Below are 23,351 nucleotides of genomic sequence, written 5' to 3' on the forward strand. Positions count from 1 at the left end.
GGTCCTACACCCGGGGCCTTCCGGCCATCCTCGTGCAGCCCGAACGACCTCACCGCCAGCTACGACACACCACCCGTTTCGCCGAACCGAACGTCTAACCACAAGCCACCCGAACGCAGGGCCATGGATTCCATCGAGGCCAGCGATTTCCACGAGCTCGCGAGCGTCTCGGACCCGCGGGTCGCGCCGGGGGGCGAGCGGGTGGCGTACGTCCGGACGGTCCCCGAGGACGACGAGGAGTACGAGGCGACGGTGTACGTCGCGCCGGTCGGCGGCGACGAGCCGCGGCGGTTCACCGTCAGCGAGGGGGTCGACGCGGCCCCGCGCTGGTCGCCGTCGGGTGACCGGCTGGCGTTCACGAGCACTCGCGGGGACGGCGACCGGAGCCAGCTCTGGGTCGTGCCGACCGACGGCGGGGAGGCCCGACAGGTCACGTCGGTCGTGGGCGGGGTCGCCACGCCGACCTGGAGCCCCGACGGGAGCCGTCTCGCGTTCGTCCAGCAGATGGCCCCCGACGACCGCGAGGCGGGGCGGGACCGGTGGGTCGACGAGGAGTACGAGCCGGCGAAGCCGGACCCGCGGGTCATCGACCGCACGGTGTACCGGGCGGAGGGTCGGTACTTCGACCGGAAGCGACCGCAGGTGTACGTCGTGGACGTGGACGACGCGGGCGACGTGGCCGCCAGCGAGAGCACGGACGGGGACAGCGCGGGCGAGGCGATCACCCGGCTCACCGACGCCGATGCGGACCACTTCTGTCCGTCGTGGGTCGACGACGAGACGCTGTACTACGGCCGGCGGGTCCCCCGCGATGGCGAGGCCGACGCCGACGACGCGATCCGGTTCGAGCTCCGGACGTGCGACCCGACAGAGCCGGGCGACGACGAGCTGCTCACGCGCGACGAGGGCTGGGGCGGGCTCGTCCGGGCGGCGAGCGACGGTCGGGTGGCGTACTTCCAGTCACCCGAGGAGCGCTCCACCCTGCAGCAGACCGAGGTCCGGGTGTACGACCCGGTGGGCGACGAGACACACACGCCGACCGCGGGCATGGACCGGACGATGGCGTACCACGCCGTGCTGGAGTGGGGGGCCGACGAGGAGCGCCTGTACGTCACGACGCCCGACGAGGGCTCCGTGGTGCTCCGCCGGCTCCCCTGGGACGCCGACGACGGAGTCGATGCACCGGACCCCTCGGCGGTCGTCGCGGGCGAGGGGATGGACGTCGACGCGGCCCACGTCGGCCGGGACGTGCTCGCCTACACCGCCAGCGAGTGGGACCACCCCGGCGACGTGTTCGTCTCCACCCCGGGCGGGGGCGAGGGGACGCGACTCACCCGGGTCAACGCGGACGCGCTGGAGGGCGTGGCGGTCCCACAGCCGGAGGCGCTCCGGTTCGAGAACGAGGAGGGCGACGAGATACAGGGCTGGCTGCTGACGCCGCCGGACGCCGACGGCCCCAGCCCGCTCGTCGTCGACGTCCACGGCGGCCCGCACATCATGTGGTCCAACTCGGGGACGATGTGGCACGAGTTCCAGTCGCTCGCGTCGGCGGGCTACGCCGTCTTCTTCTGCAACCCGCGCGGCTCGGCGGGCTACGGCGAGTCGTTCATGCAGGCCATCGAGCGCGACTGGGGCGACGTGACCGGCGCGGACGTGCTGGCGGGCGTCGACCACGTCACCGACCGCGAGAGCGTCGACGGCGACACCGTCTTCCTCACCGGCGGCTCCTTCGGCGGCTACCTCACCGCGTGGCTCGCGGCGACCAGCGACCGGTTCGACGCGACGGTCGCCCAGCGCGGCGTCTACGACCTGCTCGGTTTCTACGGCGCGACGGACGTGGCCTACCACCTCGTCGAGGGCGACTTCGGCACCGACCCGTGGGACGACCCCGAGTTCCTCTGGGCGCACTCGCCCGTCGCCCACGCCGACGAGATCGACGCACCCACACTGGTCATCCACGCGGAGAACGACTTCCGGGTACCCGTCGACGGCGCGGAGTTCCTCTTCCGCGCGCTCAGGAAGACCGGCACCGACACCCGGTTCGTGCGCTACCCGCGCGAGGGCCACGAGCTCTCCCGCTCCGGCGAACCCGGCCACGTCGTGGACCGCATCGAGCGCATCCGCCGCTGGTTCGACGGCTACAGCGACCACCACGACGCCCCGCCGGCGCTGGAACGCGACCCCGACGCCGGCCTGTCGGCCGGCGGGAGCGACGACACCGGGACGGACGAGAGCTGAGCCCGGCTACTCCGCGACGAGCTCGACACCGGTGAACTCGAAGCGCGCACCGCCGTCCTCGCTCTCCGTCACCCGCACGTCCCAGCCGTTGGCCTCCGCGACCTGTGCCACGATACGGAGCCCGAAGCCCGTCCCGCCGGCGCTCGTCGAGTAGCCGGCCTCGAACACCCGCTCGCGCTCGCTCTCGGGGATGCCCGGGCCGTCGTCGGCGACGTAGAACCCGTCCGTCAGGTCGCCGACGGTCACCGTCACCCCGCCATCGGCGTCGTCCGCCTCCGTCCCGTCGTTCGTGGAACCGTGTTCCACGGCGTCCCTGCGAGCGTGCGAGCGGGGGCTCGTGGAACCGTGTTCCACGGCGTTCCGGAACAGGTTCTCGAACAGCTGCCGGAGCCGTCCCTCGTCGGCACGGATGGTCCGGTCGGTCTCGGTGACCAGCGTCGCGCCGCGCGTGTCGACGATGCGCCAGCAGTTCGGGACGAGCGACGCCAGTTCGACGTCGGTGACCGCGGTCGACGTCTCGCCCTCGCGTGCGACCGTGAGGAGGTCATCGATGAGCGCCTCCATCCGATCGTGTGCGTGCTCGACGCCGTCGAGGTACTCGCTGTCGCACTCCTCGGCGACCAGTGAGAGGTTCAGGCTCGCCACGTTCAGCGGGTTGCGGAGGTCGTGGCTGATGACGCTCGCGAACTCCTCCAGCCGTTCGTTCTGGCGCTCGAGTTCGGTCTGGCGCGCCTCGAGGTCGGCCCGCTGCTCCTGGGACTGGAGCGCCGTCTCCCCCGCCGTAGCCAGGATGCGGGCCAGGAACTCGTCGGTGTCGTCGAGCGCCCGCGGGACGGTCTCGCCGACGGAGATGGTGCCGAACTCCCCCATCGGGAGCAGCATGAGGCTCCGCAGCCCCGTGCCACGGTCCACCGAGCCGTCGAGCGACTCGATGTCGTCGATGATCCGTACCTCCCCGGACTCGTAGGTCTCCCAGTTGAGGCTCCCGTCCGCCGGCGTGAACACCTCCCGTTCCGGGAAGACGCTCCCGACCGCCTCGGTCTGTGCGACCGGCACCAGCCCTCCCTCGTCGGGGTCGTACAGCCGCACGACGGTGAGCGAGAAGCCGAGTATCTCCTCGGCGGCCCTGGCGATGCGCTCGGTCACCTCCCGCGTCGAGTCGGCACGTATCAGGTCGCGCGTGGCCTCGTGGAGCAGCCTGAGGCGGTTCTCCCGCGTCCGGAGCGTCTGTTCGCGGACGACCCGGTCGAGCGTCGCCTCGAGGTTGTTCGCCAGTATCTCGACGAGGAGCCGGTCCGTCTCGGTGAACGCCGTCCGTTCCTTCGACGAGACGATGAACACGCCGTGGTCGCCGAGGGGGTGGATGGCGACGCTCTCTGCGGGGCTCTCCTCGGTCACCCGGTCGGACGTCGAGAGCGAGTCGACGTACACGGGCTCGCCGCTCCGGTAGGCGTCCCAGACAAGTGCCGCCCGCGAGCCGGGACTACTGTCCCGCTCGAACCGTGGGAGCTCGTCGAAGACGTCCGACAGGGGTTCGACCGTCGCGGCCGGTTCGAGCGCATCACCCGCCTCGTTCACCAGGTGGATACCGCTCAGCGGCGCGCCGATTATCTCGTCCGCGGCCGCGACCGCGTGGCCGGCGCTCTCCGCGAACGTCTCGGTGTACATCAGCTCCTGGGTGCGCTCGCGGAGCTGCTCCAGCTTCCGCTCGCGTTCGACGCGCTCGGACACATCGCGGCTGATGGCGACGAACCGGTCCGCCCCCTCCAGGTCGAGCCGCTTCACGTGGACCTCGACCGGGAACGACGAGCCGTCGCGACGCTCGTAGACGCCGTCCAGCCGGCGGCTCTCGCCGACGGCCATCCCGTCCCAGATGTCGGCCGCCTCCGCAGGCGAGAGTGCCCGGTCGAGCTCCCAGACCGTCATCTCGGTGAGCTCGTCGTGCGTGTAGCCCGTCGCCTCGCACAGCTTCGCGTTCGGGTCGATGATGGAGCCCGACGCGTCGTGGACGTTGACCATGTCGGGAGAGTCCTCGAACAGCACCTCGAGTCGGGCGGTGGTCTCCTCGAGCCGTCGCCGCCGTCGCTCGGCCTCGCTGGCCGACCGGCGGGCCGACACGGCGTTTCCGATGCGGTTCGCGAGGATGGCGTACTGGTCGCTGCTGGTCCCCTTCTGGAGGTAGTCCGTCACGCCGACCGAGATGGCCTCGCTGGCGACCTCCTCCGACCCCTTGCCCGTGTAGAGGATGAACGGGAGGTCCGGGTGGTGCTCGCGGACGGCCTCGAGGAACTCGATGCCGTTCTGCCCGGGCATGTCGTAGTCCGAGACGATGCAGTCCACGTCGCCGTCGTCGAGCAGCGCCAGCCCCTCGGCGGCGTTCGTCGCCGTGCTGACCGTCATTCGCTCGTCCTCGCTACGGAGGAACGTCGCGACGAGCTCGGCGAACGCCGGGTCGTCGTCGACGTGGAGGACGTCGATAGTGTCGGCTGTCCCTGACATGTGGACCAGTGTTTCCGTGTCGTCCCTGGGAGCGGCTAGAGTAAAGATGTACTCGCCGCCCGGGGCCACGCGTGTCGTCGTCCCACCAGCGACGGTTCGTCGACCGCCGCGGGGCGGCCCGACCGCAGGCGTCTCCTCGCTACATATTGCCAAACGGGGGTGCGTTTCGAACGGAGATTTCTCCGGCTCGACCCGCCCTCGTCTATCGGTTCGGAGCCGAAACGAAGGGGTTCGGCCCCGGGGCCGAGGAAACGGTAACCGGTCGCTCCATCGCGGTCCACTCGGCTCCGGAGGGCTCTATCGGGTCGTTTCAGACGGAGAATTTCCACGGTTCCCCCGCCGCCTGCGTGCGGGTTCGACGCGAAGCGAGGGGGTTCAGTCCACGATGATGTCGTCGTCGTCGATGTCGACGGACGAGCCGTCGTCGGTGCTCATCTCGTGCTGGTAGCGGTCGATCCATTCGGCGAAACAGTCGGGGCAGAGCCGCTGTGCGTCGATCTGCGTGCGGTCGACGGCCAGCTGGACGGTCCGCGAGAGCGCGTCACTGACTGGCTCGCCGCAGTCGTCACACGGGTCCTCGGTCATGGGCGGACCGTCGCACTCGGCAGTTAAAGGCGTTCAGGTCCTCACGTCGTGCGGAACGCGCGGTCGCCCGCGTCGCCCAGCCCGGGGACGATGAAGCCGTTGTCGTCGAGATGGTCGTCGATGGCGACGGTGAGCAGGTCCGCCTCGGGGAACTGCTCGCCGACGCGGATGAGCCCGTCGGGCGCGCTGACCGCCGAGAGCACGATGAGGTGCTCCGGGTCCGGTGCCTGCTCGGTGACGTGGTCGAGCACCGCGTTCATCGTCGAGCCCGTCGCGAGCATCGGGTCGGCGACGATGACGGTGTCCTCCTCGTGTATCTCCGGCAGCTTCACGTAGTCGATGGTGATGGGGAACTCGCCCGCCTCGTTGCGGCCCGCCTCCTCGTCGCGCGAGGCCGAGATGACGCCCTGTCGGGCGCGCGGGAACGCCTTCAGCAGCCCCTCGACGAACGGCGTCGCGGCGCGCAGGACGTTGATGATGACCACGTCGTCGAGGCCCTTCACGCGCTCGCCCATCGTCTTCTCCAGCGGCGTCTGCACCTCGACGTACTGCGTCTCCATCCGGCCGTCGATGATCTCGTAGCCACAGATTCGCCCGAGCTTGACCAGGCCCTTCCGGAACGCGACCTGTTCGGTCTCGACGCTCCGGAGCTTCGTGAGCGTGTCCGTCGCCAGTGCGTGGGTGACGAGGTACGCGTCGCCACGGTCTTCGATAGTCATACACCCAACAGCGCGGGCGAACCTGTAAAATCGTTCGATTCTCCAGTCTGGCGGACCACCCACGACCGAACGCGGGCACTGAACCTCCGAAGCGGGCGGGTCGAGTGTACCGGTCGAGCGGAACGGCCCTCCCCGACGGCACCGGAAGACCGTGGTTCGCTTCGCCATCGCACGGGTGAAACCGGATAGAAAGTTTATCACTGACGGGGGCATAGGCCGGTGCAAGCCGATGGAAGAGAGTATCTCCGGGTTCAAGATCCGCGGCACCTGGCCCGAGGTCGTCGAACACGGCGAACGCGTCACCAGGGCACTACGCGACCTGGACGTGAACGACGGCGACCACGCCGACGCCTTCGCCGAGTGGAACGAGTGGCGACCGAAGGCCACCGAAGACATCGACGAGGACGTCAGCGAGAAGACCGCAGAGCAGGCCAGCGTCGGCGAAGGGCAGGGAGAGAAAGCAGGCAAGCAACCCAACGAGGACGTCCAGACCGCCGGCGAGAAGCTCTCGCAGTCCTACGAGAAGCTGGAGGACGGCGACGCCGACTCGGCGGTGGACAAGTGGAACGAGTCCATCGGGTACGTCGCTCGCGCGGCCGACTCGGCCGGCCGGAAGGCCCTGCGCAAGGTCGAGGACACCGTCTACCAGCGCGTGATGACCCAGCTCGCCCCGTACTACTTCGACAACGAGCTCGTCAGCGCGAACCTCCAGCAGTCCGCCGGCGAGGACGACGAGTTCATCTTCGAGGTCAACGTCAACGACGAGGACCTCAAGGGAGAAGTCGGCGACCGCCTCTACGAGTACGAGGACACCGTCGACCGCTGGCACGTCGACGTCGAGAAGGAGACCACACACGTCGAGGCCGCCGAAGGCGTCGAACCGCCGCCGTCCGAGGACCGGTCGAAGCCGTCGACGAACTGAACAGAGCGTCGATACCCCGGGTTCTCACGGCGAGTGCGCGCCGTTCGACTGCACCACCAGAGCCAGCAACGGGACCCGTGAGACGACACCCACTTATAGCCGCCAGCCGACGCTCCAGGCAATGGTAGGTGCCGCGACGATAGCGACGTTCTTCGTCGCGGGACTGGCGAGTCTGTTCATGGCGTGGTCCATCGGCGCGGGCTCCTCGGGCTCGACGCCGTTCGCGCCGGCGGTCGGGGCGAACGCCATCTCGGTGATGCGGGCGGGCTTCTTCGTCGGCATCCTCGGGTTCGCCGGGGCCGTGCTGCAGGGCCAGGGTGTCACCGAGGCGGTGGGCAAGGAACTCATCGGCGGCGTGACGCTATCGGCCGAGGCCGCCACCGTCGGACTGCTCGTCGCCGCGGTACTGGTCGCCATCGGCATCTTCGCGGGCTACCCCATCGCCACCGCGTTCACCGTCACCGGCGCGGTCGTCGGCGTCGGCCTCGCGATGGGCGGCACCCCGCAGTTCGGCAAGTACGTCGAGATAACGACGCTGTGGGTGCTGACGCCGTTTCTCGGCGGAGGAATTGCGTACGCCACCGCGCGGGCGTTGCGGGGCGACGCGCTGAACGAGGGCTGGCTCGTGCCCGGGCTCGCCGGGCTCGTCGGTGCTATCCTCGCGAACGTGGAGTTCGCCCTGCTCGGCCCGCCCGACGGGAGCGCGTCCATCGCGGCGACGCTCGCGCCTGTCCTCCCGCTGCCCGGCCTCACCGCGACAGTGCTGGTCACCCTCGGCATCGCGCTGGCCGCCGCACTGGTCCTCGCCCGCGACGTGGCCCGTGACCAGGCGGGTGCACAGCGGCGGTTCCTCCTCGTGCTCGGCGGGCTCGTCGCCTTCTCCGCGGGCGGGAGCCAGGTCGGGCTCGCTGTCGGCCCGCTCGCGCCGCTGCTCTCGGAGTTCGACGTGCCGCTCGTGGCCGTGCTGGTGGGCGGCGGGCTCGGCCTGCTCGTCGGCTCGTGGACGGGCGCGCCGCGGATGATCAAGGCGCTCTCGCAGGACTACTCCTCGCTCGGGCCGCGCCGCTCCATCGCCGCGCTCATCCCGAGCTTCGCCATCGCACAGGTGGCCATCTTCTTCGGCATCCCCGTCTCGTTCAACGAGATCATCGTCAGCGCCATCATCGGCAGCGGCTACGCGGCCGGCGGGGGCGGCGTGAGCCGCGAGAAGATGGTGAAGACGGTGCTCGCGTGGGTCGGCTCGCTCGTGCTGTCGTTCACAGTCGCCTACGCCGGCTTCACGGTGGTCGACGCGCTGCTGGTCTGAGAACGGGAGAACCGCTTACTCCGGCTGGACCTCGCCGGGCTCCGGGTCGGGGTCATCGCCGTCGCCCAGGTCCCCCGCACCGTCCGCGATGCGAGCGAGGCGAGCCTTCATGATGCGGGTGTTCTCGACCTGCTCGACGGTTATCTCGATGCCGTCGTAGGTTATCTGCTCGCCCTCCTCGACGAGCCTGCCCGCGCGGTTGAAGATGAAGCCGGCGATGGTCTCGAACTCCTCACCCTCGGGGAGGTCGATGCCCATCGCCTCGTTGACGTCCTCGATGTTGAGCTCGCCCTTGACGATGAACGTGTCGTCGTCGACGGACTCGATGGGCTCTTCCTCCTCGCCCTCCAGTATCTCGCCGACGATCTCCTCGATCATGTCCTCCATCGTCACGAGCCCTTCGGTGGTGCCGAACTCGTCGATGACGATGACCATGTGCATGCGGTTCTCGCGCATCTCGGCCATCAGCTCGTCGACGTTCTTCGACTCGGGGACGTGCAGCGTCGGCTGGATGAGGTCCTCCAGCTCGATGTCCTCGGGCTCCGCCTCGCCGTAGTTGTTGTCCCTGACGAGGTCGCGGATGTGGACGACGCCGATGACGTTGTCGAGGCTGCCCTCGTACACCGGGACCCGGGCGTGCCCGGAGTGGATGGCCGTCTCGATGGCCTCGTCGATGGCGGCGTCCTTGGGGACGCCCGTCATGTCCAGCCGCGGCGTCATCACCTCCTTGGCGATGGTGTTGTTGAACCGGAAGATGCGCTGGAGCATCTCGCGCTCCTCCTCCTCGATGACGCCCTCGCGCTCGCCGGTCTCGATCATGTCCTGGATCTCGTCGCGGGTCACGTAGGAGGTCTCGATGGCCGAGCGGCCGCCGGTGACCTTGTTGACGACCCTGGTGAGGTAGTCGAAGAGGACAATGAGCGGCAGAAGCAGGTACTCGGACCACTTCAGCGGGCGGGCGATGCGCAGCGCCCACGATTCGGTGTTCTCGACCGCGTAGCTCTTCGGTGCGCTCTCGCCGAACAGCAGGACGAGGGCGGTGATGGTGAGCGTCGCCACGGCGACCGCCGGTCCCTGGTCGAGATAGATGGCGAACAGCCCCGTCGCGATCGACGACATCGCGATGTTGACGAGGTTGTTCCCGACGAGGATGGTGACCAGGAGCCGGTGGGGGTCGTCCTTCAGCTCGGCGACGGTCGCCGAGCCCGGCTTCCCCTCCTCGCGCATGGACTCGATCCGGTGCTTCGCGAGCGAGAACATCGCGATCTCGGACGAGGAGAAGAACGCCGAGAGGCCGATGAGAATCCCGATGGTCACGACACCGAGCACCGTGATGACGGACTCCGAGAGGTTGACGCCGATAATCGGAACCTCGTACAGTGCGGGGGGCTCCACTGACGCGAGACTAAGCAATGAACCCATTCGACAGTGAGCCTTGGTAGCCCCCGGGATTAACTCTTTTCTTGTTTCCTGACCGGTTCGGCCGACTCGGGGGCGCTGCCGCGAGCGAAGCCCTTTCGGAGACGACGGCCCTACCTGTGGACATGACCGACGGCCCAGCTATCACACTCTACCGGCTCCAGGCGTGCCCGTTCTGCGAGCGCGTCGTCCGCGTGCTCGACGAGTACGACCTCGACTACCGCTCGCGGTTCGTCGAACCGCTGCACTCCCGGCGGAACGTCGTCAAGCGTGTCTCCGGAAAGCGCACCGTCCCGGCCATCGTCGACGAGAACACCGGCGTCACGATGTCCGAGAGCGCGAACATCGTCGACTACCTCCACGCGACCTACGGGGGTGAGGCCTGATGGAACTCGAGTTCGACGTGGTCGAACTGCCCGACAGCGACCCCGTGACGGCCGGTGAGACGGCACCCGACTTCACCCGCCCGCTCGTGAACGACGAGTACTGGGAGGACGCCTCCCTCTCGGACCTGACCGACGAGGGGCCGGTCTTGCTCGTCGCCCACTCGATGGACGGGGCGTTCCCGGCGACGTACGTCTGGAACGAGATCCGCGACCGCGAGTGGGGCGAGCGCTTCGACGCGCAGGTCGTCGGCATCTCCGTCTCCGACCCGTACGCCCACAAGCGGCTCATCGAGGAGCGCGGCATCGACCACGCACTGTTCTCGGACCCCGCCGCCGGCGTCGCCGCCGAGTACGGCATCGGCCACGACCTCGACGGGATGGCCGGCGTCACGGAGTTCCGGCCCGCCGTCTTCCTCGTCGACGGGGACCGCACGGTCCAGTACGCCTGGACCGCACAGGAGTGGCCCGACTTCCCCGACTACGACGCGGTCGAGGCCGCGCTCGACGAGCTGTAGGCCGGTTCGGGGATTCTGACACGCTTTTAGGCCCTCCCGGAGTAGCTCCCGCCATGACCGACGTGGCACACGCCGGCGAGGTGGTCCGCGAGGGCGGCCTCGTCGTCTACCCCACCGAGACGGTGTACGGACTCGGTGCCGATGCGCTCGACGCCGAGGCCGTCGAGCGCGTGTTCGAGGCGAAGGGACGGGCCCGCGACAAGCCCGTCTCCCTCGGCGTCCCCGACGTCGAGACCGCGACGGAGCACGTGCTGGCGACCGAACGCGAGACGGCGTTCATGTACGAGTTCCTGCCCGGTCCGGTGACGGTGCTCTGCCAGCGCCGCGAGCACGTGCCCGACATCCTGACCGCCGGCCGCGAGCTGGTCGGCGTCCGGGTGCCCGCCCACCAGACGGCGCTGGCGCTGTACCGGACCGCCGGGACCCCGGTCACGGCGACGAGCGCGAACCTGAGCGGGCGACCGAGCGTCACCGATCCCGCCGACCTCGACGAGGAGCTCCTGGAGCAGGTGGACCACGTCGTCGACTCCGGCCCGACCGACGGCACCGAGAGCACCGTCGTCGACGTCGAGGCGGGCGAGATACACCGCCGTGGCTCGCTCGCCGACCGCATCGAGGACTGGCTGGACGAGGGGTGACGGTGAGCACCGGCTATCACCGGCTCAGGCAAGCAACCGTCAAGTCGGCTGACCTCGTAGCCACCCCATGACCAACATCGACGACCCGCGAATGGTCCAGCGAGACGGGTTCACCGTCGTCGGACTCTCCACACGTGCGACCGGCGAAACCGACCTCGGCGCGCACTGGAGCGACTTCGAGAACCGGCACCGTTCGTACACCGACCGCATCGGCTCGGACGAGGCGTACGGCGTCCTGTTCGACTTCGATTCCGGTACCGGCTCGTTCACGTACCTCGTCGGAGTCGAGCCGTCGAACGAAACGGACGTCCCGTCGACGCTCGACCGGGTCGAGGTACCCGGTGGAACCTACGCGGTGTTCACGGTCCCGCTCGACGAGGTCGGGACGCTGATGGACTACGTGTACGACGAGTGGTTCCCGTCGGTGACGTTCGAGCGGACCGACGACCCCGAGTTCGAGTACTACGGCCCCGACTTCGACCCCCGCGACGCCGAGGCGACACTCGACGTGTACGTCCCGGTCGACGACTGAGCGAGCGGCACCGGACACTACAGCCCGAGCAGCGAGCTCAGGGAGCGGGTCTTCACCCCGCAGCTGTCCGCGTACTCGCATGACCCGCACTTCGGGCTGTTCCTGAGCCGCGGCGGCGGGCCGTCGATCGCCTCGACGGTGCGCATCGCCCGCCGATAGGCCGCCGTTCGGCGCGCGGTGACGTCGACGGCGCGGACGACACCGTGTGCGGGGTACTCGACGAACGCACGCTCGACGGGCGTCTCGCGCTCCCACGCGAGCGCCTTCGCGGCCGCGACGGCCCAGACGGAGTGGGTCTCCCAGACGCCGTTCTCGGGTGGGTTCCCGGGTGAGACGAGCGACGGTTCTGGCGGGTCGGCGAGCACCTTCCCCGCGATGCCGCGGCAGTCGCGCCCGGTCAGCAGCACGTCCCGGGCGGCGGGGTCACGGAGCGCGTCGAACCGGGGGCAGGTCTCGGCGGTGCGGCGGAGCTGCTGGCGGTACGTCGGCGGTGGAAGCGCGGCGTTGTCGGCGAGTTCGTCTTCCCAGTCCCCCGAAAGCAGCTCGTCGTACCGGTGGGCCAGCTCCCTGACCGCCTCGACATCGTCGGGGACCGTCCGGTCGGTGCGGCGGGCGTAGTACAGCTTGCGCGGGCAGTAGGTCGCCTCACGGAGGTCGCTGAACGCGAGCACACCCCGTCTGGGCCCGGCTTCCTACTTAAAACGAGACGTCGACCTCGGCGTCCTCCGTCGCGTCCTTCAGCCCGTCGTCCTTCACGTCGTCCGTGAGGCCGCCGGTCAGGTCGCTGTCGGCGAGGATGCTGTCGAACTCGCCGCGGTAGCGGTCGTTGGCGGCGCGGGACTCGTTGCGTGCCGCGAGCGCGTCGCGGTAGCGGCGCACGGTCGACGCGCTCACGTCGAGGTCGTCGGCCAGGTCCGTCAGCGGGTCCCCGTCGTCGTCGAGCCAGTCGCGCAGGACGTCGAGGTCGAACGGCGCGTCGAGGTCGGTCTCGCGGAGCAGGTGCAGGTCCATCCGGGACCGGAACACGGTGTGTCGGGAGACCTCGAGCTCGCGTGCGAGGTCGGCGTCGGTCTCCCCGTCGTAGAAGCCGCGGACCAGGGTGCTCAGCTCGTCGTCGTCGAGGTCGGTCCGGAACGCGTACCGCTCGCGCATCCGGTCGACGACGTCGGACAGGCGCTGGCCGACGTCACCCCTGTCGGCGAGCGAGCCGCGCGACTCCTCCTGGGTCTCCGTGACGGTCTCCCCTTCGGTCACGGACATGAAGATGTCGCGCAGTTCCTCCGTCTTTCTGTCCATCGTGACAGGAAGATAACGCGGACGAGCTATAAAAGACTGCGGTGAACTGGTTGGGGTCCGGGCGGTCGGCGCGCTGGTCGCCGGGAACCGCCGGACGGCAGCCGGCCGGTGGTAAACTGGAAACCAGTTCGATATTCCCGCAAGACACCGCCGGGGTGGCATCCGGGAGGTGTGGCAAGATTTAAGCCGCCATCGTCCGGGTGATAGACTATGACAGTTCCGCCGTTACAGACCCCCGGACGGGAGACGTTCTGGCAGATCGGGTACGTCCAGGAGATACTGTTCTACTTCTTCGCTGCGATGGCGCTGCTGACGTTCGGCTGGGGCGTCTACCGGCGGTTCACGCGGTACACGCGCGGCGCGGACGACTGGTTCGACCGGACCGACGGCATCGTCTCGCGCGTCGTCGGGGCGACGAAGATCGTCGCCACCAACGAGAAGCAGTTCAACCGCGACCTGTACGGGGGCCTGATGCACACGTTCATCATGTGGGGCTTCCTGACGCTGTTCATCGGCACCGTCATCATCGGCATCGACATCGACCTCTGGCAGAAGGCGCTCGGCAACGAGCCGTTCCTGCAGGGCGCGTTCTACCTCTCCTACTCGCTCGTGATGGACGCCATGGGTCTGCTGTTCGTCGTCGGCATCGGCATGGCGATCTACCGGCGCTACTGGGTGCGCAACGAGCGCCTCTGGGGCAAGCACACCAGCACCGAGGACACGCTGTTCGTCTGGACCCTGTTCCTGCTCGGCGTCGGCGGCTACGTCGTCGAGGGCCTGCGCATCCTCGGCGACGGCGCGGGCAGCACCTCGATGCCGGAGTACGAGATCGTCAGCTTCGTCGGCTGGTTCACCGCACGGACGTTCCAGGCCGTGGGCGTCTCGCCGGGTCTCGCCGCCGACGTCTACGTCGCGGTGTGGTGGAGCCACGCACTGCTCGCGCTCGGGTTCATCGCGCTCATCCCGTTCGCGAAGCCGTTCCACATGCTCTCCTCCTTCGCGAACGTCGTCACCCGCGACGAGAAGGCGGGCAAGCGGCTGCCCTCCGTGCCGGCCGACCTCGACGCCGAGACCGGCGCGGCGAGCATCGACCACTTCTCGTGGAAGGAGATACTCGACCAGGACGCCTGCACGAAGTGCGGTCGCTGTTCCTCGGTCTGCCCGGCGAAGGCCTCGGGCCGTCCCCTCGACCCACGTGACGTCATCCTCGACCTGAAGCAGTACCGGGAGAACCTGGCGGCCGGCGGCGACGAGAGGACCATCGTCGCCGACGGCGGCTCATCGGTCATCCAGGCGGAGACGATGGAGTCCTGCATGTCCTGCATGGCCTGCATGGACGCCTGCCCGGTCGAGATCGAGCACCTCAAGAGCTTCACCCGGATGAACCGCGAGCTGACCGACGCCGGGGAGATACAGCCCTCGATGCAGGAGGTGTTCCAGAACGTGATGCAGAAGGGCAACACGTTCGGCGACCCCAACAGAAAGCGCGGCGACTGGGCCGACGACGTCGAGGTCGACGTGCCCGACGCCCGCGAGCGGGAGGTCGAGTACCTCTGGTACGTCGGCGACTACCCGAGCTTCGACGACCGGAACAAGAAGGTCGCCCGTTCGCTGGCGACCATCCTCGACGCCGCCGACGTGAGCTTCGGCATCCTGTTCGACGACGAGAAGTACGACGGCAACGACATCCGCCGCGTCGGCGAGGAGTTCCTCTACATCGAGCTGGCGGGTCACCACGTCGAGTCCTTCGAGGACTGCGAGTTCGAGAAGATCGTCTGCACCGACCCGCACTCCTACAACACCATCAAGAACGAGTACCCCGAGGTCGACTTCGAGGAGTTCGCCGACGACCCCGTGATGCCGTTCGACTACGAGGGCACCTGGAACGCCGACGGCGAGATCGACGTGTACCACTGGACGCAGGTCGTCGAGGAGCTCGTCCCGCAGCTCGGCCTCTCCGGGAACGAACTCGACTACACCGTCACCTACCACGACCCGTGCCACCTCGGCCGGTACAACGACGAGTACGAGGCCCCGCGCGAGCTCGTGAAGGCCACCGGCTGCGAGCTCCACGAGATGCCGCGCAACCGGGACGACTCGTTCTGCTGCGGTGGCGGCGGTGGTGGTCTCTGGATGGAGCTGGAGGAGGAGACGAAGCCCAGCGAGGAGCGCCTCCGGGAGGCCCTGGAGGACACGGCTGCGGGCTCGCAGATCGAGAAGTTCGTCGTCGCCTGCCCGATGTGCATGACGATGTACGAGGACGGCCGGAAGACCGGCGGCTTCGAGGACGACATCGAGGTCGTCGACGTCGCCGAACTGGTCGTCGAGGCCATCGGCGAGAGCGAGACCGCCGGGCTGTAGCGGGCGCGACGAGCGCTCACCAGAGCCGTTCGGCCAGCTCCCGGACCGCGTCCGGCAGGTGCTCGGGCCCAAGCGTCTCCTCGCGCGGGTCGGCCTCGGTGTCGAAGCCGGCGGGTTCGGCGGGTCCGCCACCATCTGCAGACGGCGCATGGTCGTAGGTGTCGGCGGGGTCGCCGTAGCGCCAGACGTGCATCATCCACGGGGTGTCACAGGGGAACCGGATGTAGTCATCGTAGACCAGCCGGTACTTCCACCAGGCGTAGCGGCCGGGGAAGCCGACGTGGGTGTGCCACGGGCGGCACTCCCGGCCGTCGTCGTCGTACACCGACGGCGGGGGGTCGATGCGGTTACCGTTCCGCGTGGCGATGAACATCGCCCCGATGGGTCGCCAGTACTCGTGGTCGACGATGACCGACTCGGGCCGGCTGGCGTCGAGGATGCCCCCGTTGCCGATCCAGCGGGGGTTGATCCAGTGCGAGGTGTCGCCGGCCGCGAAGAAGTCGAAGTACGGGATGAACCCGGCGTCGATGAGCGCACCGACGGTTGGGAAGTTGCGCTCGAACGACCGGCGGACCGACCGCTGGAACAGTCGGGTCGCCTCGGAGTCGCCGCAGGTTCTGTGGATCGAATCGTCGTAGTGGACCATCTTCGGCCGGTACGTGGCGTCCGGGCAGCGAGTCGTGGTGCGCGTGGCGGTCGTGGTGGTCTCGGCGGCGGCAGCGGTCGAGCCTGTGCTGCCGATGCCGGTGACGACGACGGCACCGCCCGAGAGCTGGAGCAGTCGGCGACGGGAGAGTCGGCCACCGTCGGTGGAGTCGTCTTCAGGGGACGGAGTGGGCATGTGTGGGGCGGTCGTGGCATCGAGAACACGCGAGAATAGTACTCGGTCGTTACGTGACACGTTCCGACGGACCTGACAGGTAAGCCGGGCTTAGTCGACGCGTGGGCGTCGGACTCGGCTGCGAGGGAGATACCATGGTTCGTGCATACATCGACGCCTTCTTACCGTCTAATTGCACACGTCCGTGTATGTACATCGGACGATTCCTGGTGGTCGGCCCGGACGTCGGCGCGTACCGCGTGTCCTCGCGCTCGTTCCCGAACCGGACGATCTCGCGACGTGACGACGACACGCTGACCGTCGGCCCGACGGCGGACGCCCCGGAGACGGACAACCCGTACGTGGCGTACAACTGCGTCCGCGTCACCGACGCCGGCGCGGTCCTCGGCAACGGCTCGCACGTCGACCCCGTCGCGGAGAAGCTGGCGATGGGCTACCCAGCCCGCGACGCGCTCGCGACCGCGCTGCTCTCGCTGGACTACGAGAAGGACGACTACGACACGCCCCGCATCGCCGGGGTCATCGGCGACGACGCCGCGTTCGTCGGCATCGTGCGCCGCGACGCCCTGCTCGTCCACGAGGTCACCGAGCCGACGCTCGTCGCGACGTACGAGAAGGACACCCCCGAGGCGTACGACTTCGACGCGACCGACGCCGAGGCGGCCGCCCGCGAGGTGCTCGAGGCCGAGTTCGAACACGCGGTCTGTGCCGCCGGCGTCGTCCGCGACGGCGACGGGTTCTCGCTGGCGAGTCTGGACGCCTGAGCGCCGTCTCCACCACGCTTCTCACACCACCGCAGGATTGAACGGCCGCGAGGTACTCCTCTCGCGACATGCGCTTCGGCGTCATCTCCGACGTGCACGCCAACGCGGTCGCCCTGCGTGCCGTCCTCGACGACATGCCACCCGTCGACGGGCTCCTCTGTGCCGGCGACGTGGTCGGCTACGGTCCCGCCCCCGGCGAGTGCGTCGACGAGCTCGCCGGCCGCGACGTGGCGAGCGTCTCGGGCAACCACGACCGCGCGGTCGTCACCGACACCGCGTTCCGCTTCAACGACATGGCCCGTGCCGGCGTCGAGTACGCCCGCGAACAGCTCACCGACGCCCAGCTTTCCTGGCTCGCCGACCTCCCGACCGAGCGCCGGGAGCACGACGGCTACGTCAAGCTCGTCCACGGCCACCCCGACGACCCCGACCACTACACCCGGCCCCACGAGTTCTCCCCCGACCTGCTCCGCGGCGAGGCCGTCCTCGTCATGGGCCACACCCACGTCCAGCACCACGAGCGCTACGACGAGGGCGTCGTCATGAACCCCGGGAGCGTCGGCCAGCCGAGAGACAGCGACCCTCGCGCCGCCTACGCCGTCCTCGACATGGACGCTGGTGAGGTCGACGAGCGACGGGTCGAGTACGACATCGAGCGGGTGCAGGAGCAGGTGCGGGAGGCCGGCCTGCCCGAACGTATCGGAACCCGGCTGGAAGACGGGCGGTAAGGGCGGGTCTCCCACCGGTTTAACCAACACAGCCCGGGTCGACACCGGTTATTAACCAACATCCAGCCGGGAGACCACCGACTCGAACCCGAACAGAGTCCTGCTGTGATCGTGGTGAACACGGTCGAACGGAGTGCCGACTCAGAGCGGAGCCAGCTCGGCCGAGAAGTGCCGGATCTCCTTCATCGGCGGCTCGTCGACGACCTCGTAGCCGCCGATCTCGTCGCGACGCTCCCACACCGCGGCGACGGTGTCGACGACGTGCTCGATGTGCTCCTTGTGGTACATCCGGCGCGGGACCGCCATCCGGACGAGTTCGGGGCGGTCGCTGTCCGGGAACGCGAAGCTGCCGAGTTCGACACAGCGGACGCCGCCCTCGCGGTATATCTCGACGGCGAGCGCCTGCCCGGGGAACTCCTCGGCCGGGATGTGGGGCAGGAACGCGCCGGCGTCGAGGTAGACCGCGTGGCCGCCGACGGGCTGGAAGACGGGGACGCCGTGCTCGGCGATGCGCTCGCCCAGGAAGCGGACCTGCTCGACGCGGTCGGCGATGTACGCCTCCTCGACGGCCTCGCGCAGGCCGACCGCCATCGCCTCGATGTCGCGGCCGGACATCCCGCCGTAGGTGGAGAAGCCCTCGTAGAGGATGCCGCGCTGCTTGGCGTGCTCGAACAGCGTCTCGTCGTTGCAGGCCACGAAGCCGCCGATGTTGACGAGGCCGTCCTTCTTGCCGGACATGACGGCGGCGTCGGCGTAGGAGAGCTGCTCGCGGGCGACCTCGGCGACGCTCGCGTCGGCGAACTCGGGCTCGCGCTGGGTGACGAAGTAGGCGTTCTCGGCGAACCGGCAGGCGTCGACGACGAACGTGGCGTCGATCTCGTCGCAGAACTCGCGCACCTCGCGGGTGTTCGCGACGGAGACGGGCTGGCCGGCGGCGGAGTTGTTCGTGATGGTCAGGATGACCGCGGGAACGGCGTCGGCGCCGACCTCGTCGACGACGCGCCGGGCCTCGTCAACCGAGAAGTTGCCCTTGAAGTCGCCCTCGGCGTCGAACTCGCTTGCCTCGGGGACGGGGCAGTCGACGGCCTCGGCGCCCTGGTTCGCGACGTGCGCTCTGGTCGTGTCGAAGTGGGTGTTGTTCAGCACCACGTCGCCCTCCTCCAGGATGGTGCCGTAGAGCACGTTCTCCGCGCCGCGGCCCTGGTGGGCGGGGACGACGTAGTCGAAGCCCATCACGTCGGCGACCGCGTCCTCGAGCTTCCGGAAGCTCGAACTCCCGGCGTAGGCCTCGTCGCCGCGGATCATCGCCGCCCACTGCTCGTCGGACATCGTCCCGGTACCGGAGTCGGTGAGCAGGTCGACGAACACGTCGTCGGCGTCCAGGTTGAACAGGTTGTAGCCCGCCGCCTCGAGGTTAGCCGCTCGCTCCTCGCGTGCCGGCAGGTGGATGCGCTCCACCATCTTCGACTTGTACGTTGTCATGGACGGGGAGAGGGGCGAGAGCGTGAAAGTCCTAGTTGGCGGTGTCTGCGGGGCGGACGACAGAACGCCGGGTGAGTGTACGGATACGGTAACTGTGAGACAACACTGTCGGGGAACGCAGCCTCGTGGCGGGTTCGAGGCCGGTCAGTACAGCTCCTGCAGAATCTCCAGTGTCTCCTCGCGGTCGTCCCAGGCGACGACGACGGCGACGCTGGTCGCGGAGGTGATGAGCTCGTGGATGTTGATGCCCGCCTCGGCCATCGGCGAGACGATGTTGTTGATGACGCCGGGCTCGTTCGGGAGCTCGCCGCCGGTGATGCGCACGACCGCGAGCCCGTCCTCGACGGTGACCGAGGAGAGGCTCTCGTCGTCGATGACCTCGCGGTGGAGGATGTTCTCGGCGCGCTCGGACTCCCTCTCGTCCACGTAGAACGTGACGGTGTCCATCCCGCTGGCGACGGCGTCGACGTTGATGCCGGACTCCGCCAGCGACGACGCGAGCTGGTGGAACACGCCGGACTGGTTGCGGATCGCCCGCCCCGCGACGGTGACGCAGGCCAGCGGTTCCTCGCGGAGGTCGACGAGGTGGCGGAACTCGCCGGTGATGCTCGTCCCGCCCGTGAGCAGGTCGCCGTGCTGGTAGTGGACGACCCGGACCGCCAGCTCGTCGTCCTTGTACGAGAGCGCGGAGGGGGCGACGACCTCGGCCCCGCGGAACGAGAGGTTGCGGAGCTCGTCGACCGAGATCTGGCCGACGTTCCGGGCACCTTCGACGACGTGCGGGTCGCCGGTCATGACGCCCTCGACGTCGGTGACGATGACGACCTCGTCGGCCCCCATGTACTTGCCGAGCATCACCGCCGTCGTGTCGCTGCCGCCGCGACCGAGCGTCGCCACCGAGCCGTCAGGTGTCTCCGCGAGGAAGCCCGTGATGACCGGCACGACGCCGTCGAGTTCGGCGGCGAGCTTCTTCGCGCGCTTCGTCGTCTCCGCGACGTCGACCTCGCCGTGTTCGTCGGTGACGACCGGCCAGTCGGGGTGGCCGGGTTCGAGGAACACCGCGTCGATGCCCCGGGCCGTCAGTGCGGCCTTCAGCATCCGTACCGACGTTCGCTCGCCCATGCTGACGATCTCGGCCCGGTCGGCACCGTCCGCCTCGAACGTGATGTCGTCGAGCAGCTCGTCGGTCGTGTTCCCCATCGCACTCGCCACGACGGCTATCTCGTGGCCCTCGCGGACCGCGCTGGCGACCGAGTCCGCGGCCCGGTTGATGCGGTCGCCGCTGCCGAGGCTCGTCCCCCCGAACTTGGCGACTACGCGCATCCTACCACCGCGTCGGTCCCGTGTGCGCTCGTCCCGTCGATACTGACGTCACTCATACCCCCTCGTAGCCGTGTCGGGGCCATAACTATGTCCCCCAGTGGAAATACCTGCCGGGCTTCGGGGTCCGTGGCACGGGGCTCGGGGGCACTCGCCAACGCGGCCGAGGGTGCCCACCCGGACGATGCTTCCCACCGAACCGGGGGCGTAGTTCCCATACAGCCGGGTGCTGTGCGGGGCGGTATGTAGCGCCAGTAGTTCCAGTCCTGCTGTCGAATCGAGAACCACCGACACGGACAGTAGAGACCGAGATCCGCCGGATTCACACCTGACGACCGTTCCCGGCTGGATTTATACGCACGGAGAGCCAATGGTCGACCGATGTACGTGCGTGAGGCGGTCGAAGCCGACGCCGACGCGATGGCCGCCATCGCCGACGGCCCGGTCGACGTGATGCGGAACCTCATCCACGACCGGACGGTCCGCGTCGCGGAGGGCGAGGACGCGCGCACCAACGACCCGAACGTCGACGTCGAGGAGCCCGAGACACCCGAACTGCTGGGCTTCGTCAGCTTCGACGCCGCCACCGACGTGGTCTACGTGACCCAGCTCGACGGCACGCCCGACGCCTGCGAGCGCCTGCTCGCCGAGCCGCTACGGTTCGCCCGAAGCGAGAGCATGGACGTGGAGCTGCTCGTCACCGACCCCGGCGAGCCCGCCGGCGTCGCCGCAGAACGCGTCGGCTTCGAGCAGACCGGGGCCGGGCCGCGGTTCGACCGCCAGCAGACGGTCAGGTACCGCTACGCGACGAGCGACTGAGCCGAGGAGAGCGTCGGCACGCTACGAGAACTTCCTGACCGTCACGTCAAGCGTGTCGAGGTCGACCACGGGCGCGTAGCCCGAGTCGGGCTGGATGTTCACGGACTTCTGGAAGTCGGTCTGGCGCTGCCAGCAGCCCGAGTTGATGGCGAGTACGTTGTGGTACTTCCCAAAACCGAGCTTGTGGACGTGGCCCGTGTGGAAGATGTCCGGCACGTCCTCGATGACGAGGTAGTCCTTCTCCTCGGGCGCGAGGCGGGTGTGACCGCCGTACTGCGGGGCGACGTGGCGCTTCTTCAGCAGCTGGTACATCGCCTTGTGCGGCTCGTCGTAGCTCGCGGTATGCTCGGGCGTCTCCGCGATGACCTCGTCGAGCGAGACGCCGTGGTACATCAGCACCGAGACGCCCTCGATGGTCACCGTCGAGGGGTTGCTCACGATTCGGGGGTCGTGTGCCGTCATGATGTTCCGGAGCTCCTCGTCGAACCCCGGCTGGGGCTCGGCGAGCCGGACGGCGTCGTGGTTGCCCGGGATCATGGTCACGTCGATGTCGCCCGGGATCTGCTTGAGCTTCTCGTTGAACGTCTCGTACTGGTCGTAGATGTCGACCACGTCGAGCTCCTCGTCCTGGTTCGGGTAGACGCCGACGCCCTCGACCATGTCGCCCGCGATGAGCAGGTACTCGATGGCTTCCGCCCCCTCGGTGTAGAGCCAGTCCGCGAACGCGTCCCACTCCTCGTGCATGAACTCCTGGCTGCCGACGTGGACGTCGGAGATGAGCGCGGCCTGGACGTGCCGGTCGGCGTAGCTCGGCTCGTGTGTCCGGGGGACGTCCGGGAAGTACATCGAGTCGACGAAGACGATGCCCGCGTCGTCTGCGAGGGTTCCCTCGATGGCGATGACCTCGTCGTACAGGAGCTCGTCGACCAGCTCCGCGATGTTCCGGTCCTTCATCACCAGACAGGGGAACGTCCCCTTGGTGTCCTCCAGTTCGACAAGCCAGTGGCCCGACGCGGTCGAGCGGATGTCGTTGACCATCCCGACCAGTGCGACCTCGCTCCCGCCGGCCATCGACTCGATGGCGTCGGTCGGCCGGTGGTTCACCCGCCCGCGGAGCTTCGAGGCGAGCTTGTCGTAGCGGTCGCGGAACACCGAGACGAAGTCGCTGTACTCGCCGGTGCCGGTGCTCCGGCCGGTCATGTCGTTCTCGACGCTCACCGAGCGCTGGTCCGTCGACCGGTCCGCGGCTTGGTCCCGTGAGCCCTGCACCGTCGCGGCGTCGGTTCCGGCGTCAGCCTCGGCACCGGTTCCGGCATCCGCCGCAGCACCGGTTCCAGTGTCCTCCACGGCACCGGTTCCGGCGTCCGCCGCAGCACCGGTTCCAGTGTCCTCCACAGCACCGGTTCCGGTGCCCGTTCCAGCGACGGTCCCAGTGTCGGTGTTCGTGTCCGTTCCGGTGTCGGCGTCGGCGGCGGTGGAGGTCCCGGTGTCAGCTGGAGACCCGCCGACTGCGTCGACCGTCGACGCTCCAGACCCCCCTGTTTCGTCTGGAGAAACACCGCCGGAATCCGACCCAGTCGAACGCGTCTGGGAATCCCGTTCTCCACTGGAAACAGAGGGGTGTGGATCGGCCCCGTCCGGGGCTCCATCCTGTGGTTCGGGGTCTGCCGTGGTCGACCGGTCCCCGGACGACGACGGCGGCTGGCCGTCGCCCCCGTTCCGGAGCGCCGATGCGCCGCGTGGGGCGGTCTCGTCCTGCACCGAACGCACGTCCTCGGCCGTCACCTTCAGCGCATCAGCCGCGGTCGCCTCCACGACCGCCGCGAGCGTCGCGTCGGGGTCCTCGGCACTCGCGATGAGCGTCACGGCCTCCCGTTCGGCGTTGTAGCCACGCCTCGCGAGCTCGCCGACGATGCGTGCGGTCGCCTCCTGTGGCACATCACTCCACAGCACTCGATACGCCAAAAGGGTGCCGAAACCA

At 68.8% G+C, this 23,351-nt stretch carries 21 protein-coding genes; 11 read left to right on the forward strand and 10 right to left on the reverse strand.

Annotated elements, in window-relative coordinates; translation table 11 throughout:
• The first annotated feature begins 123 nt into the window (after positions 1-123).
• A complete protein-coding gene (locus tag NOW55_RS16865) occupies positions 124-2,238 on the forward strand; it encodes a S9 family peptidase (RefSeq protein WP_256401275.1) in 2,115 nt (704 codons plus the stop codon).
• A gap of 6 nt (positions 2,239-2,244) precedes the next feature.
• On the opposite strand, the gene NOW55_RS16870 is transcribed toward NOW55_RS16865, so the two are convergent.
• From NOW55_RS16870 to upp, 3 genes are all read right to left on the reverse strand, one after another.
• Positions 2,245-4,737 carry a hybrid sensor histidine kinase/response regulator gene (locus NOW55_RS16870; protein ID WP_256401276.1) on the reverse strand — a complete coding sequence of 831 codons (2,493 nt, stop codon included), beginning with the start codon at positions 4,735-4,737 and terminating at the stop codon, positions 2,245-2,247.
• A 375-nt stretch (positions 4,738-5,112) separates the two neighbouring features.
• The gene (locus tag NOW55_RS16875; RefSeq protein WP_256401277.1) at positions 5,113-5,322 is read right to left on the reverse strand and encodes a DUF7569 family protein; all 210 of its coding nucleotides are present in this window, start codon (positions 5,320-5,322) and stop codon (positions 5,113-5,115) included.
• Positions 5,323-5,363: 41 nt separating this feature from the next.
• Entirely contained in the window at positions 5,364-6,041 is a 678-nt protein-coding gene (gene upp / locus NOW55_RS16880; RefSeq protein ID WP_256401278.1) for a uracil phosphoribosyltransferase, read from the reverse strand.
• A gap of 229 nt (positions 6,042-6,270) precedes the next feature.
• Between upp and NOW55_RS16885 the strand changes: the two genes are divergently transcribed.
• Together NOW55_RS16885 and NOW55_RS16890 are read left to right on the forward strand one after the other, a co-directional pair.
• On the forward strand, positions 6,271-6,963 hold the full coding sequence (locus tag NOW55_RS16885; RefSeq protein ID WP_256401279.1) for a DUF5828 family protein: 693 nt from the start codon (positions 6,271-6,273) through the stop codon (positions 6,961-6,963).
• Positions 6,964-7,084: 121 nt separating this feature from the next.
• Complete coding sequence (locus tag NOW55_RS16890) at positions 7,085-8,269, forward strand: inorganic phosphate transporter (protein ID WP_256401280.1); 1,185 nt, start codon at positions 7,085-7,087, stop codon at positions 8,267-8,269.
• 15 nt (positions 8,270-8,284) lie between these two features.
• On the opposite strand, the gene NOW55_RS16895 is transcribed toward NOW55_RS16890, so the two are convergent.
• Positions 8,285-9,691, reverse strand: a complete 1,407-nt coding sequence (locus NOW55_RS16895) for a hemolysin family protein (RefSeq protein WP_256401281.1) — start codon at positions 9,689-9,691, stop codon at positions 8,285-8,287.
• A 122-nt stretch (positions 9,692-9,813) separates the two neighbouring features.
• On the opposite strand from NOW55_RS16895, the gene NOW55_RS16900 reads away from it, so the two are divergent.
• From NOW55_RS16900 to NOW55_RS16915, 4 genes are all read left to right on the forward strand, one after another.
• On the forward strand, positions 9,814-10,074 hold the full coding sequence (locus NOW55_RS16900) for a glutathione S-transferase N-terminal domain-containing protein (RefSeq protein ID WP_256401282.1): 261 nt from the start codon (positions 9,814-9,816) through the stop codon (positions 10,072-10,074).
• Positions 10,074-10,589, forward strand: coding sequence for a redoxin domain-containing protein (locus NOW55_RS16905; RefSeq protein WP_256401283.1), 516 nt, complete (start codon positions 10,074-10,076; stop codon positions 10,587-10,589). The genes NOW55_RS16900 and NOW55_RS16905 overlap by 1 nt, the downstream gene beginning before the upstream one ends.
• A gap of 53 nt (positions 10,590-10,642) precedes the next feature.
• Positions 10,643-11,227, forward strand: coding sequence for an L-threonylcarbamoyladenylate synthase (locus tag NOW55_RS16910; RefSeq protein WP_256401284.1), 585 nt, complete (start codon positions 10,643-10,645; stop codon positions 11,225-11,227).
• A gap of 67 nt (positions 11,228-11,294) precedes the next feature.
• Positions 11,295-11,759, forward strand: a complete 465-nt coding sequence (locus tag NOW55_RS16915; RefSeq protein ID WP_256401285.1) for a GyrI-like domain-containing protein — start codon at positions 11,295-11,297, stop codon at positions 11,757-11,759.
• 17 nt (positions 11,760-11,776) lie between these two features.
• Here the strand turns inward: NOW55_RS16915 and NOW55_RS16920 are convergent, their stop codons facing one another.
• Both NOW55_RS16920 and NOW55_RS16925 read right to left on the reverse strand, forming a co-directional pair.
• Complete coding sequence (locus tag NOW55_RS16920) at positions 11,777-12,430, reverse strand: hypothetical protein (protein ID WP_256401286.1); 654 nt, start codon at positions 12,428-12,430, stop codon at positions 11,777-11,779.
• Positions 12,431-12,455: 25 nt separating this feature from the next.
• A complete protein-coding gene (locus NOW55_RS16925) occupies positions 12,456-13,055 on the reverse strand; it encodes a conditioned medium-induced protein 4 (RefSeq protein ID WP_256401287.1) in 600 nt (199 codons plus the stop codon).
• Positions 13,056-13,265: 210 nt separating this feature from the next.
• Here NOW55_RS16925 and NOW55_RS16930 point away from each other — a divergent pair, with 210 nt between their 5' ends.
• Positions 13,266-15,416 (forward strand): heterodisulfide reductase-related iron-sulfur binding cluster, encoded by a 2,151-nt coding sequence (locus NOW55_RS16930; RefSeq protein ID WP_256401288.1) that lies wholly within the window; start codon positions 13,266-13,268, stop codon positions 15,414-15,416.
• 16 nt (positions 15,417-15,432) lie between these two features.
• Here NOW55_RS16930 and NOW55_RS16935 read toward each other — a convergent pair whose 3' ends face one another.
• The gene (locus tag NOW55_RS16935; RefSeq protein ID WP_256401289.1) at positions 15,433-16,257 is read right to left on the reverse strand and encodes a hypothetical protein; all 825 of its coding nucleotides are present in this window, start codon (positions 16,255-16,257) and stop codon (positions 15,433-15,435) included.
• Between the two features lie 188 nt (positions 16,258-16,445).
• Here NOW55_RS16935 and NOW55_RS16940 point away from each other — a divergent pair, with 188 nt between their 5' ends.
• Both NOW55_RS16940 and NOW55_RS16945 read left to right on the forward strand, forming a co-directional pair.
• Positions 16,446-17,021, forward strand: a complete 576-nt coding sequence (locus NOW55_RS16940; RefSeq protein ID WP_256401290.1) for an IMP cyclohydrolase — start codon at positions 16,446-16,448, stop codon at positions 17,019-17,021.
• Positions 17,022-17,089: 68 nt separating this feature from the next.
• Positions 17,090-17,749, forward strand: a complete 660-nt coding sequence (locus tag NOW55_RS16945) for a metallophosphoesterase family protein (RefSeq protein ID WP_256401291.1) — start codon at positions 17,090-17,092, stop codon at positions 17,747-17,749.
• Between the two features lie 141 nt (positions 17,750-17,890).
• On the opposite strand, the gene NOW55_RS16950 is transcribed toward NOW55_RS16945, so the two are convergent.
• Positions 17,891-19,231 (reverse strand): tryptophanase, encoded by a 1,341-nt coding sequence (locus tag NOW55_RS16950; RefSeq protein WP_256401292.1) that lies wholly within the window; start codon positions 19,229-19,231, stop codon positions 17,891-17,893.
• A 144-nt stretch (positions 19,232-19,375) separates the two neighbouring features.
• Positions 19,376-20,554 (reverse strand): aspartate kinase, encoded by a 1,179-nt coding sequence (locus NOW55_RS16955; RefSeq protein ID WP_256401293.1) that lies wholly within the window; start codon positions 20,552-20,554, stop codon positions 19,376-19,378.
• Positions 20,555-20,932: 378 nt separating this feature from the next.
• On the opposite strand from NOW55_RS16955, the gene NOW55_RS16960 reads away from it, so the two are divergent.
• The gene (locus tag NOW55_RS16960) at positions 20,933-21,370 is read left to right on the forward strand and encodes a hypothetical protein (protein ID WP_256401294.1); all 438 of its coding nucleotides are present in this window, start codon (positions 20,933-20,935) and stop codon (positions 21,368-21,370) included.
• Between the two features lie 21 nt (positions 21,371-21,391).
• Here the strand turns inward: NOW55_RS16960 and NOW55_RS16965 are convergent, their stop codons facing one another.
• Positions 21,392-23,308 (reverse strand): DNA-directed DNA polymerase II small subunit, encoded by a 1,917-nt coding sequence (locus tag NOW55_RS16965; RefSeq protein WP_256401295.1) that lies wholly within the window; start codon positions 23,306-23,308, stop codon positions 21,392-21,394.
• Positions 23,309-23,351: the final 43 nt, after the last annotated feature.

The sequence above is a fragment of the Haloarchaeobius litoreus genome (assembly GCF_024495425.1).
Lineage (GTDB): Archaea > Halobacteriota > Halobacteria > Halobacteriales > Natrialbaceae > Haloarchaeobius > Haloarchaeobius litoreus.